This is a genomic window from Vibrio nigripulchritudo ATCC 27043 (assembly GCF_000222685.1).
GTDB lineage: Bacteria > Pseudomonadota > Gammaproteobacteria > Enterobacterales > Vibrionaceae > Vibrio > Vibrio nigripulchritudo.
Genome location: NZ_AFWJ01000027.1, coordinates 1 through 15,324 on the forward strand (window position 1 = coordinate 1; position 15,324 = coordinate 15,324).

The 15,324-nt window shown below is 44.8% G+C and carries 14 protein-coding genes and 1 pseudogene; 11 read left to right on the top strand and 4 right to left on the bottom strand.

Going from position 1 to position 15,324, the window contains the following annotated elements; translation table 11 throughout:
* Nucleotides 1–35: 35 nt before the first annotated feature.
* The 3 genes from map to RH89_RS04165 all read left to right on the top strand — a co-directional run bounded on the left by map (nucleotide 36) and on the right by RH89_RS04165 (nucleotide 4,206).
* On the top strand, nucleotides 36–914 hold the full coding sequence (gene map, locus RH89_RS04155) for a type I methionyl aminopeptidase (protein ID WP_004399371.1): 879 nt from the start codon (nucleotides 36–38) through the stop codon (nucleotides 912–914).
* A 103-nt stretch (nucleotides 915–1,017) separates the two neighbouring features.
* Nucleotides 1,018–3,639 (top strand): bifunctional uridylyltransferase/uridylyl-removing protein GlnD, encoded by a 2,622-nt coding sequence (gene glnD, locus RH89_RS04160; RefSeq protein WP_004399372.1) that lies wholly within the window; start codon nucleotides 1,018–1,020, stop codon nucleotides 3,637–3,639.
* A gap of 183 nt (nucleotides 3,640–3,822) precedes the next feature.
* On the top strand, nucleotides 3,823–4,206 hold the full coding sequence (locus RH89_RS04165; protein WP_004399373.1) for a DUF3461 family protein: 384 nt from the start codon (nucleotides 3,823–3,825) through the stop codon (nucleotides 4,204–4,206).
* Nucleotides 4,207–4,275: 69 nt separating this feature from the next.
* Here the strand turns inward: RH89_RS04165 and truC are convergent, their stop codons facing one another.
* A complete protein-coding gene (truC, locus tag RH89_RS04170) occupies nucleotides 4,276–5,010 on the bottom strand; it encodes a tRNA pseudouridine(65) synthase TruC (RefSeq protein WP_004399374.1) in 735 nt (244 codons plus the stop codon).
* Nucleotides 5,004–5,321: a YqcC family protein gene (locus tag RH89_RS04175; RefSeq protein ID WP_004399375.1), complete on the bottom strand. Its 318-nt coding sequence runs from the start codon at nucleotides 5,319–5,321 to the stop codon at nucleotides 5,004–5,006. The genes truC and RH89_RS04175 overlap by 7 nt, the downstream gene beginning before the upstream one ends.
* A gap of 82 nt (nucleotides 5,322–5,403) precedes the next feature.
* Between RH89_RS04175 and RH89_RS04180 the strand changes: the two are divergent.
* The 4 genes and pseudogenes from RH89_RS04180 to RH89_RS04195 all read left to right on the top strand — a co-directional run bounded on the left by RH89_RS04180 (nucleotide 5,404) and on the right by RH89_RS04195 (nucleotide 8,512).
* Nucleotides 5,404–6,442 (top strand): annotated as a pseudogene (locus tag RH89_RS04180) (DUF3549 family protein).
* A gap of 20 nt (nucleotides 6,443–6,462) precedes the next feature.
* Complete coding sequence (locus RH89_RS04185; protein ID WP_004399378.1) at nucleotides 6,463–6,762, top strand: DUF3301 domain-containing protein; 300 nt, start codon at nucleotides 6,463–6,465, stop codon at nucleotides 6,760–6,762.
* A 1,025-nt stretch (nucleotides 6,763–7,787) separates the two neighbouring features.
* Nucleotides 7,788–8,069, top strand: a complete 282-nt coding sequence (locus RH89_RS04190) for a hypothetical protein (protein ID WP_004399379.1) — start codon at nucleotides 7,788–7,790, stop codon at nucleotides 8,067–8,069.
* On the top strand, nucleotides 8,066–8,512 hold the full coding sequence (locus RH89_RS04195; protein WP_004399380.1) for a YaiI/YqxD family protein: 447 nt from the start codon (nucleotides 8,066–8,068) through the stop codon (nucleotides 8,510–8,512). Before RH89_RS04190 ends, RH89_RS04195 begins: the two co-directional genes overlap by 4 nt.
* Before the next feature lie 259 nt (nucleotides 8,513–8,771).
* Here the strand turns inward: RH89_RS04195 and RH89_RS04200 are convergent, their stop codons facing one another.
* Both RH89_RS04200 and syd read right to left on the bottom strand, forming a co-directional pair.
* Nucleotides 8,772–9,545 carry a Zn-ribbon-containing protein gene (locus RH89_RS04200; protein WP_004399381.1) on the bottom strand — a complete coding sequence of 258 codons (774 nt, stop codon included), beginning with the start codon at nucleotides 9,543–9,545 and terminating at the stop codon, nucleotides 8,772–8,774.
* A 3-nt stretch (nucleotides 9,546–9,548) separates the two neighbouring features.
* Nucleotides 9,549–10,103: a SecY-interacting protein gene (gene syd, locus RH89_RS04205; RefSeq protein ID WP_004399382.1), complete on the bottom strand. Its 555-nt coding sequence runs from the start codon at nucleotides 10,101–10,103 to the stop codon at nucleotides 9,549–9,551.
* 101 nt (nucleotides 10,104–10,204) lie between these two features.
* Between syd and queF the strand changes: the two genes are divergently transcribed.
* From queF to RH89_RS29550, 4 genes are all read left to right on the top strand, one after another.
* Complete coding sequence (gene queF, locus RH89_RS04210; RefSeq protein ID WP_004399383.1) at nucleotides 10,205–11,050, top strand: NADPH-dependent 7-cyano-7-deazaguanine reductase QueF; 846 nt, start codon at nucleotides 10,205–10,207, stop codon at nucleotides 11,048–11,050.
* A 28-nt stretch (nucleotides 11,051–11,078) separates the two neighbouring features.
* A complete protein-coding gene (locus RH89_RS04215; RefSeq protein WP_004399384.1) occupies nucleotides 11,079–13,343 on the top strand; it encodes a tetratricopeptide repeat protein in 2,265 nt (754 codons plus the stop codon).
* Between the two features lie 100 nt (nucleotides 13,344–13,443).
* Nucleotides 13,444–15,015: a GGDEF domain-containing protein gene (locus RH89_RS04220; protein WP_004399385.1), complete on the top strand. Its 1,572-nt coding sequence runs from the start codon at nucleotides 13,444–13,446 to the stop codon at nucleotides 15,013–15,015.
* Between the two features lie 157 nt (nucleotides 15,016–15,172).
* Nucleotides 15,173–15,324, top strand: a 152-nt coding sequence (locus tag RH89_RS29550; RefSeq protein ID WP_004399386.1) for a pyrimidine/purine nucleosidase domain-containing protein, incomplete at its 3' end; no start/stop codon positions are given.

Here is a 15,324-nt window from a genome sequence, read left to right on the forward strand (position 1 = left end):
TGTTGCGATTGCATTTATGAGTTTGAGAAAAATCAATGTCCATTAAAATTAAAACTACAGAAGAAATCGAGAAAATGCGCGTTGCTGGCAAGCTTGCCGCTGGTGTTCTTGAAATGATTGAGCCACATGTCAAACCTGGGGTAACAACCGAAGAACTGGATCGCATTTGCCACGATTACATTCTGGAAAACAACGCTTACCCTGCTCCATTGGACTACCACGGTTTTCCGAAATCTATCTGCACATCCATCAATCACATTGTTTGCCATGGCATTCCAGCCTCTGTAGACGAAGTAGGCTCTACCGGCAAAGGAAAGCCTGCGATACTCAAAGACGGTGACGTCATCAATATCGACATCACTGTTATTGTTCCAGACGACAAGGACACCGACTTAAGTGTTCGTCCAAAAGGCTACCACGGCGACAGCTCTCGCATGTTCTACGTTGGCGAAGTGTCTCCTGCGGATAAGCGCCTTTGTACCGTAACTCAAGAAGCACTGTATGTAGCAATGAGAAAAGTTAAACCTGGTGCAACAGTCGGAGATTTAGGAACAGCAATCGATAAATTCATCAAGGATAACAATAAAAAGAATCCTCGAATGAAGTACTCCATTGTTAAAGATTTCTGCGGTCATGGCATTGGCAGCGAGTTCCACGAAGAACCACAAGTTGTTCATTACAAAAACACCGATAACCGTAAGTTGAAAGAAGGCATGTGCTTCACCATCGAGCCTATGATCAACGCAGGTAAATTTGGTTGTAGCGTAGATTCTGAAGATGACTGGACAGTTTACACAGGTGACGGCAAAAACTCGGCGCAGTGGGAACACACCATTCTTGTAACCAAAACGGGTTGTGAGGTCCTGACACTACGCAGTGATGATACGATTCCCCGAATTATGAAGAACGTATAATTCAAAAATCCCAGCCTGGCTGGGATTTTTCTTTTCTATACATCGAAAACTTTAAGCTCAGTTGTTACAGTTAACACTACAGTAGTTTGCACGGACCGCATGGATGACCTTTCAATCCCCTCTTACGCTAAAAAACGAATCAATGAATCTGGAGAGTTTACGTAACGAGCTCGACACTTTCTCTGAATATCAAAAGAACGAATTTCTAGCCCATCACCCCGTCACCGATCTTGTACTGGGTCGAAGCGAATACATGGATATGTTACTCACACGTTTATGGGAACATTACGCATTCGACAAAGTGCCAGAGATGAGTTTGGTTGCCGTTGGAGGGTATGGTCGTGGCGAACTCCACCCACTATCAGACATTGATATTCTGGTTCTCAGTCAGTCAGCGTTAGACGACTCGGATAAAACCAAAGTCAGTGAGTTCATTACGCTGCTTTGGGATTTGCGTATGGAAGTGGGTCATAGCGTAAGAACTGTCGAAGAATGTAAGGAAGTGGGTAAAGATGATCTCACCGTCGCCACCAACTTACAGGAGGCGCGGCTGATCTGTGGCTGTGAAGACAGCTTTCACAAACTCAAGCTTTTGATTCATTCTGAATCGTTCTGGCCTAGCGAAGTTTTTTACCAAGCCAAACTACAGGAGCAAAAAGAGCGCCATGCACGCTACCACGACACTACCTACAACCTGGAGCCAGACATCAAGTCCAGCCCAGGTGGTCTGCGAGACATTCACACGCTCAGTTGGGTCGCAAGACGTCACTTTGGTGCCACTTCTTTATTCGAAATGAGCCGATACGGCTTTTTAACCGATGCCGAGTATCGGGAGCTGCTTGAGTGTCAGGATTTTCTATGGCGCGTTAGATTTGCCCTTCATATTGAACTGAAACGCTATGACAACCGCCTGACCTTTGCTCACCAGTTACAGGTAGCCGAACATTTGGGTTTCTCTGGTGAAGGCAACAAGCCTATCGAAATGATGATGAAAGAGTTCTATCGAACGCTTAGACGCGTAGCAGAGCTCAATAAGATGCTTCTTAAATTGTTTGATCAGGCAATCATCAATAAGGGGGAGCAACTTCCGGCGGAGATTTTAGACGACGACTTCCAGCGCCGTGGTCCACTCATCGAAGCAAGGAAACCCGCGCTATTTCAGGCTCGACCAGAAACCATTTTGGATATGTTTCTGCATATCGCTAATGACTCTTCCATTGAAGGAGTCGCACCAGCAACCATGCGCCAGTTGCGCACGGCACGGCGAAGACTGAATAAATTTCTGCATACCATTCCAGAAGCGCGTGAAAAGTTTATGGATTTGGTGCGCCACCCCAACGCCCTACACAAAGCATTCAGCTTAATGCACCGTTTAGGCGTAATGTCAGCGTATCTGCCGCAATGGAGTCAGATTGTCGGGCAAATGCAGTTTGACCTGTTCCACGTGTACACAGTAGACGAGCACAGTATCCGACTGCTAAAACACATTCACACCTTTAGCTTTGCCAAAAACCACGCTAAGCACCCTATTTGTTGTGAAGTGTACCCTCGTATCCAGAAGAAAGAGCTATTGATTCTTGCCGCGATATTCCACGACATTGGTAAAGGCAGAGGCGGCGATCACTCAGAAATTGGCGCTGTTGAAGCCTACGATTTCTGTATTGAACACGGGCTATCTAAACCAGAAGCCAAATTGGTGTCATGGCTGGTTAAACATCACCTATTGATGTCAGTAACGGCACAACGTCGTGATATCTATGACCCTGAAGTGGTCACCGGGTTTGCTAAAAAAGTACGCGACGAAGAGTATCTCGAATTTCTGGTGTGTCTGACAGTTGCAGACATCTGCGCCACCAATCCTGAACTCTGGAACAGTTGGAAAAGAACTTTGCTCGCAGAGCTATTCTATTCCACTCAACGCGCGCTAAGGCGCGGTTTAGAAAACCCGGTCGATGTGCGAGAACGTATCCGCCACAACCAACACCTCGCTTCAGCAATCTTACGCAAAGAAGGCTTCACCCCTCGGGAAATCGAGGTGCTCTGGCAGCGATTTAAAGCTGATTACTTCCTTCGTCATACCCATAAGCAAATTGCCTGGCATGGTGAGCATTTATTGCGGCTGGAATCCAAAGAACAACCACTGGTATTACTAAGTAAAAAGCCAACACGTGGTGGAACCGAAGTGTTCATCTACTCTCCAGACCTACCAAATCTGTTTGCCAATGTCGCAGGTGAGCTAGACAGAAGAAACTTCAGCATCCACGATGCTCAGGTCATGACCAGCAAAGACGGCTATGCACTGGATACCTTTATGGTGCTGGATCAGCACGGTAAACCCATTGAAGAAAATCGCCACGCTACAGTCGTCAAACAATTACAAAGCGTCCTGGATGAAACAAGCTCCGCAACTAAAGTGCGGCGTACGCCTCGCCAATTGATGCACTTCAATGTGAAGACCAAAGTCGATTTCATACCAACCAAAACCAAAAAGCGCACGCTGATGGAGTTTGTCGCTCTGGATACGCCCGGGCTACTCGCCAACGTGGGAGCGACTTTCGCAGATCTGAACATTAACCTGCACGCAGCAAAAATCACCACCATAGGTGAGCGAGCAGAAGATTTGTTTATCCTCACTTCACCAAATGGTGGTCCTTTGAGTGAAGAAGAACAAGCAGAGCTAAAATCCAAGCTGAAAGAAAGCGTTAGCGAACTTCAGTCTCACTAACCAATCGCATAATGGGCGAGATCCGGTATATCGCGATCTCGTCCACAAACCTCCCAAAATCCCTCTGTCCGACCTATCAATAGCTGCTAAAGTTGAACAGTACTCAACCAACCGTCGATGTTCTTTACTCCAATTGAACAAAAGGGTTGGCACTACCATTCAACGGCTATCACGAGGTGCTCTATGTATCCAAACCTCACTGGATTAGGTATTCAGGACCCAAAACAGATCGAACGTTACTCCTTACGCCAGGAAGCGCAAAAAGACGTACTTAAGATTTATTTCAAAAAACAGAAAGGCGAGCTATTTGCCAAAAGCGTTAAGTTTAAATACCCAAGGCAACGCAAGAATGTTCTGGTCGACAGTGGCAGCCACCAGTACAAAGAAGTCACTGAAATCAACCGTAACCTTACTTTGGTGATTGATGAACTGAACACCATTACGAAACCAGAAAAACTGGTCGAAGTGGACGTGAAAGAGAAAATCCTGTCGGATTTACGACACCTAGAAAAAGTCGTATCCAGTAAGATCGCTGAGATCGAAGCGGATCTGGAAAAGCTTAAATAGCAGTTCAGGTTAGTGAATTAAAAAAGGGAGTCTAGCTCCCTTTTCTGTTTTTATCCCAAGCTAAGGTTTTTATCCCTTTTTCTCAAAAAGCGTTTTCCAGCCAAACTCTGAAAGCAGCCTGTTCCACACTTCATCAAATGGTGCCTTTAACACAAGAGGCTTATTAGTGAATGGATGAACAAATTCCAGTTCAGACGCGTGAAGCAGTAAACGGTGCGACTCGTAATGCTCCCGGAATAATCGATTGTGCTTACCATCTCCGTGAGAAGTGTCTCCAACGATTGGGTGCCTTAAGTGTGCCATATGGCGGCGCAACTGATGCTTGCGACCCGTTTTGGGCTTCATTTCCACCAGACCGTATCGCGTCGTCGGAAATCGCCCGGTGGAATGTGGTACTTCCACTTTACCAAGAGGAAGATATTCGGTTATCGCACTCTGCGCTTCCTTGTCTTTGTCGGCAAACTTATCGGCGATTTTATCCAGCTCTTCTTTAAGCGGATAATCCAGTGTATCCCCTTCTTCAATCCAGCCTCGGACGATGGCGTGATAGGTTTTCTGCATATCGTGATTGGCAAACATCGGGGATACTTCAGACGCCACTTCACTTGAAAGCGCGAACACCAGTACTCCGGAAGTCGGTCTATCCAGGCGATGCAGAGGAAACACATGCTGACCAATCTGATCGCGCAGAGTCTGCATCACGAATTGGGTTTCGTGTTTGTCGAGCCATGAGCGATGCACCAACATTCCGGCAGGTTTATTGACCGCGACCAGATACTCATCTTGAAATAAAATCTCTAACACGATGAAAACGCCTTATCGATGGCTGAAACAGCTGCTAACACTTTTGCTTTACTCTCATCGTCTTTCCAGACTTCTTCAAAATAGGGGGACAACTCAAACCCAGTTGGTAACGTCTGCCCCGCAAGTATCAACGCTTCAATACGGACAATGAACACCCACTGAAGCCATTGATGCGGCTCTAAAGTGTCATACGCAAAAGGCTGATCACTAGACAGTGCCTGAGAAGATGGTGGTGTGCTTTCCCATAACGCTTGTTGTTGAAGTGCACTTTTCAGATTCTCAATATGTGTCGAGATTTGAACGGTATTCATGAATTTCGATTCGGTGGACCTTGAAAATTGCCCATAGAGTACCATCTATTGGCTAAAGACATATAGGATAACAAGCTAGTCCATGGATACCATTCATACTCTTACCCAACTCCTGACCAACAGTCATTGTGAATACCAGATCTTTGACTTGGGACGACGCATCACTCAAATCGACCCTCAGGCTTTCTCAAAGGTCGAGGTAGGTCAGCAAGCTTACCCTTATCCAATGCAGCGAAAAGCACACCTTGCCATTGCTTATTGGAACGAGGCGAAACAACCTTGGATCTGGTTTCTAAAATTTGATTTGGATGAACGTGGATTGCTCAAGCAGTCAGACATCGGCAATTTCATTAAATACGTCATTGAAGCCATGGGGACACGTTTGGGTGGAGAGCTAAGTGAAGAGCAACAGGACAAGCTTTCGCAAAACCCATACACCTTCAAACCTTCGGAAGACAAAATGGCGGTATTCCATAGTCAGGTACGTGCTTCTCTGACCATGCCAACCAGCCAATACTACGAGCATGCCCAACACTACTTCACCGGTGGATTGGGTTGGGAAAACTGGCAGACCATCGGTCTTCAGGGGATCGCAGATATTTGTGCACGTCTGAATGCCGAACAAAATGGTGTGATGCTAAGAAAAGCCATCAGGAATCTACCTAATGAGCCTCTTTATGCGTTGCTTGGTGTCCTTGAGCATTGTGACTTACCAGAGAAGTTAGGCACCACGCTGGAAGAAAAAGCGCTGGAACAGTGTCATTCGGATAACCCTGACCTTTTCTTACTCTCAGCGCTTGTCCGGGCACTTTCAGGATCCGGTGATTCACTGAACAAAGTGGTCGATGAAGTGTTAAAAAAGCCCAAGGCTAAGCCACCAGGAAGTCCTCATTGGAATAGCAGGAAGAAGTTGGGCGGCTTTAGCGGATACCAACCGGGCAGGTCAATTTTTATTGAGACTGGCACAAACCGGCAACCAAGGGCTATTTAACCAGCTTTTTGCTGACTTAGTTATGCTTCCTGAATTAAGAATGGTATTGCTTCCGCTGCTTCACAATGCTCCTTCACCAGAGCTGGCTGACGCTCTCATCAAATTACAGCAAAGCACTCGCACCCAGTAAGTGGCTCAAAGGACTGAATAATGATAGGAAATCTGTTCGCAATTATATTGGTGACTCTGTTCTGCTTACTCTTCTGGCAACAAAGAAGGCAGTCAGAGCTGGCCAAGCAAATGGTGGCACATCGCTGTAAACAACTTGAAATCCAAGTACTCTCGGTGTCGTTCAAAGGGCATAGATTTCGCCATAAATCAGGCAAAATTGGCTGGCATACGGTGTATCAGTTTGAATTTTCGTCACTTGGAGACGATTACTACATCGGGGAGCTGACTATGGTGGGGTTCCACGCAAGCCACTTCGACATTCCCCCTTACCGGATGTAAGTAACCTGAACTCAAGATAAGTCACAATTTTCGGACAAAAGAAAAGCCCCGATACTTTCGTATCGGGGCTGTAGTCTTACTCGCAGCAATCCGGCTACTATAGGTGCTCCATGCATCAAATCCTTGATAGTATGCTGTGTCCTTCAGCTTAATCCTTTCATCGCCATCCTAGCGGTGTCCATGATCCTATCCTGATCTGCTAACCTTCCTGATTAGCGCACTCACTTGTTCCTTGAGCGGTGTCCCTTACATCATCCTGATGTTTGTTCCCTGCCTCAGTCCTGAGGTGTCCATCGTCTTTCCTTAGTCGTCATCTTCCTGATAACGATTGAGTCCATTCAATGTCCGTTCGCTCCATGCTGATCATTCATCCTGAATAACCAAATCTTCTTCCTGAAGATAACCAGTCCGTGGTTGTTTCCTGTTCCGTGTCAGAATCCTTCCGACAGGGAACAGATTACGTTTATCTCGAATTCGAACAACTTAACTGGCTCACATTTTTATTTGAGAATAAATCGCATAAATTAAATAATTATTTAAGAACAATAAGATAGAAATTCAACTCAATGATTCCCTAATATTAAAAGCAAACATCTCCTACACAGCTTGTAAGAGATCTCTCACAAGCTAGTGAGCAAATAACTAGAGCCACTGACAAAAGACTCAAAGAAAAATACGTGCTGGCGCACACTTCTCGCCATGGCAATTAGATATATACTCAAGCCACCTCAAAATGCTAGGTTCAGCGAGAATTGTTTGGCTTTCAGACAAGGCATCGATTTGAAGATCTAGTGGTTCTAAATCAAAAATCGATAACATGGTATGAAAGCCAAACAAACTCGCCCTTGGGAGCTTATCTTCTGCTCCATTTCTTCGTCAAAGAACTTGGAAAGGACATGTCATTCCACTGCGTTCCTGATTTTGAAGTAGAGAGGCTTGAACTGAAGCAGAAGATAAAGCTCTGAATCCTGTATCTTGAGGCGGCTTGAGTATATCATTAGCTCAGAAATTTTAAGGAATCCGACATGAAAACTCAGGACATCACTGCCGAACTAGAAGCCGTTATTCAGTCTCTCGCTGATCAGGGAAAAGAGCCCACTGTGGCGCTTGTCAAAGCAAGATTAAAATCGACAGTTCCCATGCCAGCCATCATCGCCACAATCAAAAGCTGGAAAGCCTCTGCGCGAGTACCGAAAGTGGAAGTAGGTGTACAAGAGGCGTCCAGTGATGCCCGTATTGCAGCATTAGAAGCACAGGTTGCTGAGTTAACGAAAAGACTAGAAGCACTGGAGAAATCAGCAGAATGAAGATATGGGTAGATGCGGACGCTTGCCCGAAGGTTATCCGCGAAACATTAACACGGGCTGCTGAGCGAACAGGGATAACCACAACTTTTGTGGCTAACCACAGTATTCCTCTCCCTAAGCGTAACAACATCCATATGCTTCAGGTATCGAGCGGCTTCGATATTGCCGATAATGAAATAGTCCAGCGAGTGGAAGAGGGCGATCTGGTGATTACCGCAGATATCCCGTTAGCCGATGAGGTCATACAGAAAAACGGGCAGGCACTCAGCCCAAGAGGGGAACTTTACACTCGGGATACCATTAAAGCGCGGCTTAACATTCGAGATTTTATGGATACCATGCGATCCAGTGGAATTCAGACGGGTGGACCGGCTGCTCTTTCTCAAACTGAAAGGCGTGAATTTGCCAATCACTTAGACAGAATCATCGCTAAAAGTAAGTGATCTGAACATACTGAAGTGAAGCTAAGGAGCGGTGAATCAATCACCGCTCCCCTAACCTACTTAACCTGAACTCGGGATAAGAGGTTAGCTAACCCGTTAAAGTAAATAAAAATTTTCTATTGAGACATTCTAATGAGAAATTTTCACTTAAGACAAGGCGAAGCCACGAACCAATAACGAGTTATTGGGAGAGGATTCAACGCAGTAATAAGTGAAAAGAGCCATTAGAAAGCAAGTTGTTATCCCGAGCTCAGGTTACTTAGTCTTTAAAATCCCACGACAAATTGCTCACCAACATGCATTCATCGCATTTAAAGTCGAATACGCCGTGAATAGGCTCTTCCAGCTTCCAGTCGCCACCACAAGTCGGGCACTTTCTTGCTAACTCTTCTTCTTTGCTTTTACCGCCGACACGGTAGATGTATAAATAAGTTGGAATTCCGCTCACTACTTTGAGACGTCGGCACAAATCCCACCCACGTCGAAACAGTAAGCTCTTGCTGGATGAAATTTCGTACAAGGAAGGATGCTCGACTACAGAGCCATTCATCTGAAGCTGGTCACACGCGCTCCAGTCTTCCTGCCATTTAATGATCTGCTTCTGGTCACCATTCGCAACCGGGGGTAACCGATACAATGGAACTGGCTGAAACTGCTCACCACATCGAATTGGAGAGCATGTATGTAGATAGCTGGTATACAAAATCTGCCATTCTTTCTCGATGCAATCTGCACTGGGGTCAGAATTCATATCCTCACCCAGCACCCGAACTTTAGGTTGCAGCAATCCAAAATCAGCCAGCTGGCTGATAGCGTGTTTTACCTGCGCACTATGAAAATCTGGGTGTAAGCTGTTTGATTCCGGGCAGACTACGCGAGCAGTAAAGACGGCACCATCCATATGTACGGGAAGTTCACGTCCTAGCACCTGCCCGTTATACCTCAAGCAATCCAAAACGTAGTTGATCGCCTTTTCTACCTCTCCCATAGAGGTATCCCGGTACACTTCAAATGAAAGCTCAGTGATGTACATGGTTTATTCTTGCTCCACAACAGGGGTTAACTGAGACAAGAATTCCTCAACGGACGGAGCCAAAATGTCACGCTGTGACGTTCCAAGGCGTTCAAAGATGACTTCACCGGTGATGTTGCAGATGGAGATAACGTCCATTTCTGCTGAAGTAGAGCCAATAAAAACGGTGGGTTTCAGTTTAAGGCGACGCTGCATAACCAGATGACCAAGAATGTTTTCCTGCAAACGAACGAAGTCTTCTTCGCTCCACACCTGAAGCAAAGTAAGAGGCTTTCCATCCCAAAGTGCCTCCATGTCCCCGCAAAACTGACAGCTATAAAACGCTTTAATGTCTTCATGCAATGTGAGCTCGATGCCATTTTCTACATTGGTGAAATCAGCCCAGCTGTCACGATACACAGGTCGCCACTCCGCATAGTCTTCACCTTGTTTCTCAATGCATGGTGAAGGAATACCTGCCAGCTCTTCACTTTTAGGGAAACTAGAACGTTCTTCATTCCACTGCGAAAGGTAGCGTTCGCTGAAAGACTTTAAGGCGTGTGCAACATTTTGAGACATTGATTGCTCCTGGATATCTTCTGTCCTGTACCTTGGCGGATGACAGAATAAGAGGGATTAAGTAAACTTCGGGGTATTCTAATCGATCTTTTAAAGTAAGTATGAGCAAATATTCGAACGCCGAAGAGCTGGCTGGTTTAACTCTGGGTCAGAAAACAGAGTACATTAGCCAATACGACCCTTCCCTGTTGCAAGGCGTTCCCCGAAGCCTGAACCGTGACGACATTCAACTTACCGGTGAGCTACCGTTTGTTGGTGTGGATATCTGGACCCTCTATGAGCTGTCCTGGTTGAATCGTAACGGGCTTCCTCAAGTGGCGGTAGGTGAAGTGATGTTGCCTGCTACTAGCCCTAACCTTGTTGAATCCAAGTCATTCAAGCTTTACCTGAACAGCTACAACCAGACTCAGTTTGATAGCTGGGAGCAAGTACAGGCTTCTTTAGTTAAAGATTTGTCTGAATGTGCAGGTGAACCTGTTGAAGTTGTCATTAATCCCGTTTCACACTATGACAACCAACCTATTGTCAGCTTGCAAGGCGAGTGCATTGATGAGCAGGACATAACAATAGAAAGTTACGAATTTGACCCTGAGTTACTACGCAACGCATCGTCAGACGAGATGGTCACCGAAACGCTGGTCAGTAACCTGCTTAAGTCCAACTGTTTGATCACAAATCAGCCCGACTGGGGAAGCGTTTCGATCGAGTACACTGGAAGTCGTATCGATCGCGAAGCTTTACTCCGATACCTGGTTTCTTTCCGAGAGCACAATGAATTCCACGAACAATGTGTAGAACGCATCTTCACGGATATTCAGAAGTATTGTGCCCCAACTTCTCTGACGGTATTTGCCCGATACACAAGACGTGGCGGATTGGACATCAATCCTTACCGCTCAACGGAACAGTCGAAGCCGGACAACAACCTGCGACTCGCAAGACAATAAAATAAGCCAAAGCCTGGAGTACAAAGGAATGAAATTTTTTGGTTGGTCTGCGCTATTTTTTGCTATTTTTCTGCAAAGTCAGACCGCATTGGCAAAAATCTACACATCGCCCATTCTCAGTGATGCCGCCAATTTGGTGGAGATCGACCCGAAAAAATCCAAGCAAATTGCCACCAAGTTTCTCAGTCAGCGTAAGCTGACTGATGCTTCGCCTAAAGGTCCTTCCGCGTTGCCACGGGAAGACACCGACAACTCTCTGAGAACACCAAGCAGCAGTATAGATGCCTTGCAAATACTCGCTCATTCCGAATTGCTACTTGGTGACCCCAGAACCGCGTTCCTTCACTTAGAAAACGCAGAACGGCTCGCAGGCAACTATGATCTGCCGTTGATTGCACTTGAAACTCAGCTTATGCGGGCTGAGCTTCTCTGGTTGCAAACCAATGATTTGAAAAAAGTCTTTCCTATAGTTCAAAGAATTGAGCAAGCATTACTGCAACCAATGACTTCCTCAAGCTTGGTCACTAGCCTGCAATATCGACTGGCGATGATCAAAGGCGAAATCGCCTCTGTTAATGGCAACCGAGTTGATGCTGAACTGGAATACAAAACAGCGTCTGAAATATTGGCGAAAGTAACCAAAATCGACACCATCATTAATTATCACATTGAAGTGGGAAAACATTACTTACGATATAAATCGTACGACCTTGCTTTAACAGAATTGCTTACCGGCTATTGGATGGCCATTGAAAAAGATCAAAGCCAGGAATTAGCCAAAGCAAACTACCAACTTGCACAGCTTTTTAAGCAACGTCAGGTGTTAGACAAAGCGTTAGAGCATTTATCCAGAGCTGCCGATTTCTATCGAAATTTTGAACAATCGCTGGTACTTGGCGACGTTTTAAAGCAGATGGCGGATATTTATTTTCTCCAAGGGAAATACAATCTCGCACTTGTAAGATATTTTAACGTACTTGATCATGAATACTTCGCCCGCGATATTCACGATGTGATTGAATTAAGATTAAGCATTGCTGACACTTATTTACAACTGTTCAACTTCACATTAGCTGAGCAATATTTAGACAAAGCCAAAAATCTTGTCAATTACACCCAAATAAAGCCATTAAAAGCGCGCACATTATTACTTACTGCCAGTTTGGCACTGCAACAAGAACAAACTACAAAAGCATTATCAAATGCTCGAAATGCACTCGCAATAGGTCAAGATTTATCCGATAACTTTATTTTATTACAATCTTATCGGGTGCTATCCGCTGCATATGAGCAAAATGGAGAATTTATTGAATCATTAAATGCGCTGAAGAAATTTTCGATACTGAACGCCAACCAACAAAAACGTCTGAATGAAATAAACGAAGACGTATTAAAGCAGCAAAAAGACATCATTGAACAATCTTTACACTACAAAGGATTGGAAGGTGAGCTTAAAGTCGCTCAGCAAGAATTTCGAAAATTTCAGAACACTGCATTTGGTTTATTTATAATTACGGTACTGCTGGTTCTATTTGTTTTGCGTCGTGGTTACATTATTGACAAACTAAAAAATGAAGTAAAAAGTCTGCGACAAGATTTATATACACACGCGCGTTCGGGTCTTAGAAACTTGAGACTACTGAATAAGAAATTGCAAAACTCATTAGCCAGAAGTAGCGCAACTTACGAACAATGGCAATTGGGTGAGCTTATCAATGAACCTTTCAGCGATCGTTTGAGGTTCGTGATGTTTGACCTGCCATTTCTCCGTAACACCTACCTTGAATTAGGCTATCAGTCAGGGCTGGAGCTCGAAAAATCCTTCGGTGATTTTATAAAGTCAAAAATCGAGAAACCCTCTCGTCTCTATCACTTTTCTGACGCCATGTTTCTTTATGTAGAGCCCAATACTAAGACTACCGTCGAACCGCAACATATGTTCGATAAGATTTGCAGCTGGATCTCAGAATTTGAGCCAGAAAGAAAAATATCGCGCAAAGTTCACATAGGTATGGCAGATTATCCATTCTTGCCAAGAGCATATACCGCGATAAATGATCAAGAGCTGATAGATATATTATTACTATCAACAAACTTGGCCCGCGGAATAGAAAAAAATAGCGATGAGAGCCAGTGGGTCTATTTAAGAGCAATTGAAAATGCCCCAGCGGCGAGTTTTGCGACAGATAATATTAGGCTTGCATGTAAGCAAGCATTAAACCAAGGGTTAATAAAAGTCCAATCGTCGTGCCAAAATGAGGATGACATCAAAAAATTGACACTATCCGAGTGATAAGTGAGCACTTAACCACTGATTAAAGTGACCTTATTTTGTTTTTTGTTATTATCGAATAACTGTTTTCGCCATCGCGGTTTTTTGGCACCTGCTTTTTATGAATGATTTGGATGCTCTTGAGCAAGAGTTGAAAGACGAATTGCATGAATTGAAATGCAAGTTAGATCATGCTCGTCTTTCGCATCGAGATTCTCTTTTTAAATTTAAAAGAGAGCAAAACGTTCTTAAGCGTATAGTTGCTAATCTAAGTGATGCATGCCAAGGTAATAACCAAGATCTTGATAGGGGTTTAACAGGTTTAAAGAAAGACCTAGAACAACATCAAGATGTCACTAAGTTAATACCCAAGCTTGTCGTCATAGAGAGAATGCTGAAGCAAAACACGGTGACCATGGAAAAAAAGACAATTCACTTAGACGAGCGAATTAAACATAGCGGAGAAACGTTGCAGCGCATTCCAGGTCTGCCTGCACAATTAAAACGTGATCTGCGAAATCTGCTTCACTTCCCTAGTAAAAAACTCACTCAAGAAATCGATCAGGCTATTCGTCTTCTCGGTATTTACGAGCGCGCCACTAAAATTATGGCGTCAAATTCCCGTAATAACCTGAATCTTGAAAAAGCAGTCGACCAGGAAATTTTTGATCGCCTGTCTGAAGAATTGCAAAACCTGATAACCGAACTGGATTTTGATGGTGAATCTGGCGAATTACTTACCGACATCAGAGCAAAACTTCTCATTGGTGTACCTCCTAATGAATTATTCGAGTTGATTCTTCAAATTCTCAAACTCGTTATTCAAGGTACACATTTCGAGCGAAAAACGTCCGAACAATTCCTTGATCAAGTCAACAGCTCACTGAATACGGCAATAAAGAACACATCTCAGAATATTGAGCAGAGCCTGTCTTACTCTGAACATCGTAAGATGATGCATTTTGAGATCAATGAACTGGTTTCCCAAGGCAAAACCAGCCTCGACTCGGATTTGGATGTAGAACAACTGAAAGGGGCGATTGCTCCTTTGCTTGATCAGATAGGTTCTCTCACAGAAAGATTGCAGCATATTGAGAAGCGCGAACAAGCCTTAACCGAGCGTTTGAGCTACAGCCACAATCAACTTGAAGCACTTCAGGAAGTCACTCAGGACTACCGCAGAAGGCTGCAAGATCAGGCTCAGCGCTTACTGCTTGATCCCCTCACGAAGGTTTATAACCGTGCAGCTCTGGCAGACAAACTGGAGCTGGAATATCGCAGATGGATTCGGGCTCAGCACTCTTTCCGCATTCTGTTGCTCGATATTGATAACTTCAAAACCCTCAACGACAGCTTCGGATACAGCGCTGGTGACAAGGCACTGAAAATCATTGCACGAACCATTAAGAAAGCCGTAAAAGACACCGACACCGTTGCCCGTTTCTCTGGTGAGGAGTTCTTAGTGCTGCTTCCAGATCAGGTCGACGCAGAAACCCATGCTGTGACACAAAAGATTCAGGCACAGATTGCCAAACTTCCATTTAAGTTCCGCGATCAAAGCATCACCATCACCGCCTCGGCAGTTTGTGCGATCTTTAGTGATACCGACACCCCTGAAGAAGTACTGGAACGACTGCAGCTCGGTCTGAAAAACGCCAAGCGCACAGGTCCAAACCAACTCGTCTGGCTGTAAACCCCCGCATATTCCTCCTTGTAACAAAGACTTACACCACAAATTGCTCAATTATTCGCTAAATCCGGGTGGCGAAACCGCCAATTCCTGTGTAAGGTGAAATGACAGGGTAGAGAAATTAACAAAAACAAAGACTTTCTGCCCAAAGGAGGAGCCTATGATTACTCATATCAGCCCTGCAGGCAGCATGGACTTGCTGTCTCAGATCGAAGTAGAACGTCTAAAAAAAACCGCCTCTAGCGAGCTATATCAACTCTACAGAAATTGCAGCCTCGCAGTTCTCAATTCCGGCAGCCACACTGACAATTC

Coding starts and splice junctions, on each gene's coding strand:
- syd (WP_004399382.1), bottom strand. CDS start 10,103: ATGTCTCAAAATGTTGCACACGCCTTAAAGTCTTTCAGCGAACGCTAC.
- RH89_RS04190 (WP_004399379.1), top strand. CDS start 7,788: ATGAAAACTCAGGACATCACTGCCGAACTAGAAGCCGTTATTCAGTCT.
- glnD (WP_004399372.1), top strand. CDS start 1,018: ATGACCTTTCAATCCCCTCTTACGCTAAAAAACGAATCAATGAATCTG.
- queF (WP_004399383.1), top strand. CDS start 10,205: ATGAGCAAATATTCGAACGCCGAAGAGCTGGCTGGTTTAACTCTGGGT.
- RH89_RS04195 (WP_004399380.1), top strand. CDS start 8,066: ATGAAGATATGGGTAGATGCGGACGCTTGCCCGAAGGTTATCCGCGAA.
- RH89_RS04220 (WP_004399385.1), top strand. CDS start 13,444: ATGAATGATTTGGATGCTCTTGAGCAAGAGTTGAAAGACGAATTGCAT.
- RH89_RS04200 (WP_004399381.1), bottom strand. CDS start 9,545: ATGTACATCACTGAGCTTTCATTTGAAGTGTACCGGGATACCTCTATG.
- RH89_RS04215 (WP_004399384.1), top strand. CDS start 11,079: ATGAAATTTTTTGGTTGGTCTGCGCTATTTTTTGCTATTTTTCTGCAA.
- RH89_RS04165 (WP_004399373.1), top strand. CDS start 3,823: ATGTATCCAAACCTCACTGGATTAGGTATTCAGGACCCAAAACAGATC.
- map (WP_004399371.1), top strand. CDS start 36: ATGTCCATTAAAATTAAAACTACAGAAGAAATCGAGAAAATGCGCGTT.
- RH89_RS04185 (WP_004399378.1), top strand. CDS start 6,463: ATGATAGGAAATCTGTTCGCAATTATATTGGTGACTCTGTTCTGCTTA.
- RH89_RS04175 (WP_004399375.1), bottom strand. CDS start 5,321: ATGAATACCGTTCAAATCTCGACACATATTGAGAATCTGAAAAGTGCA.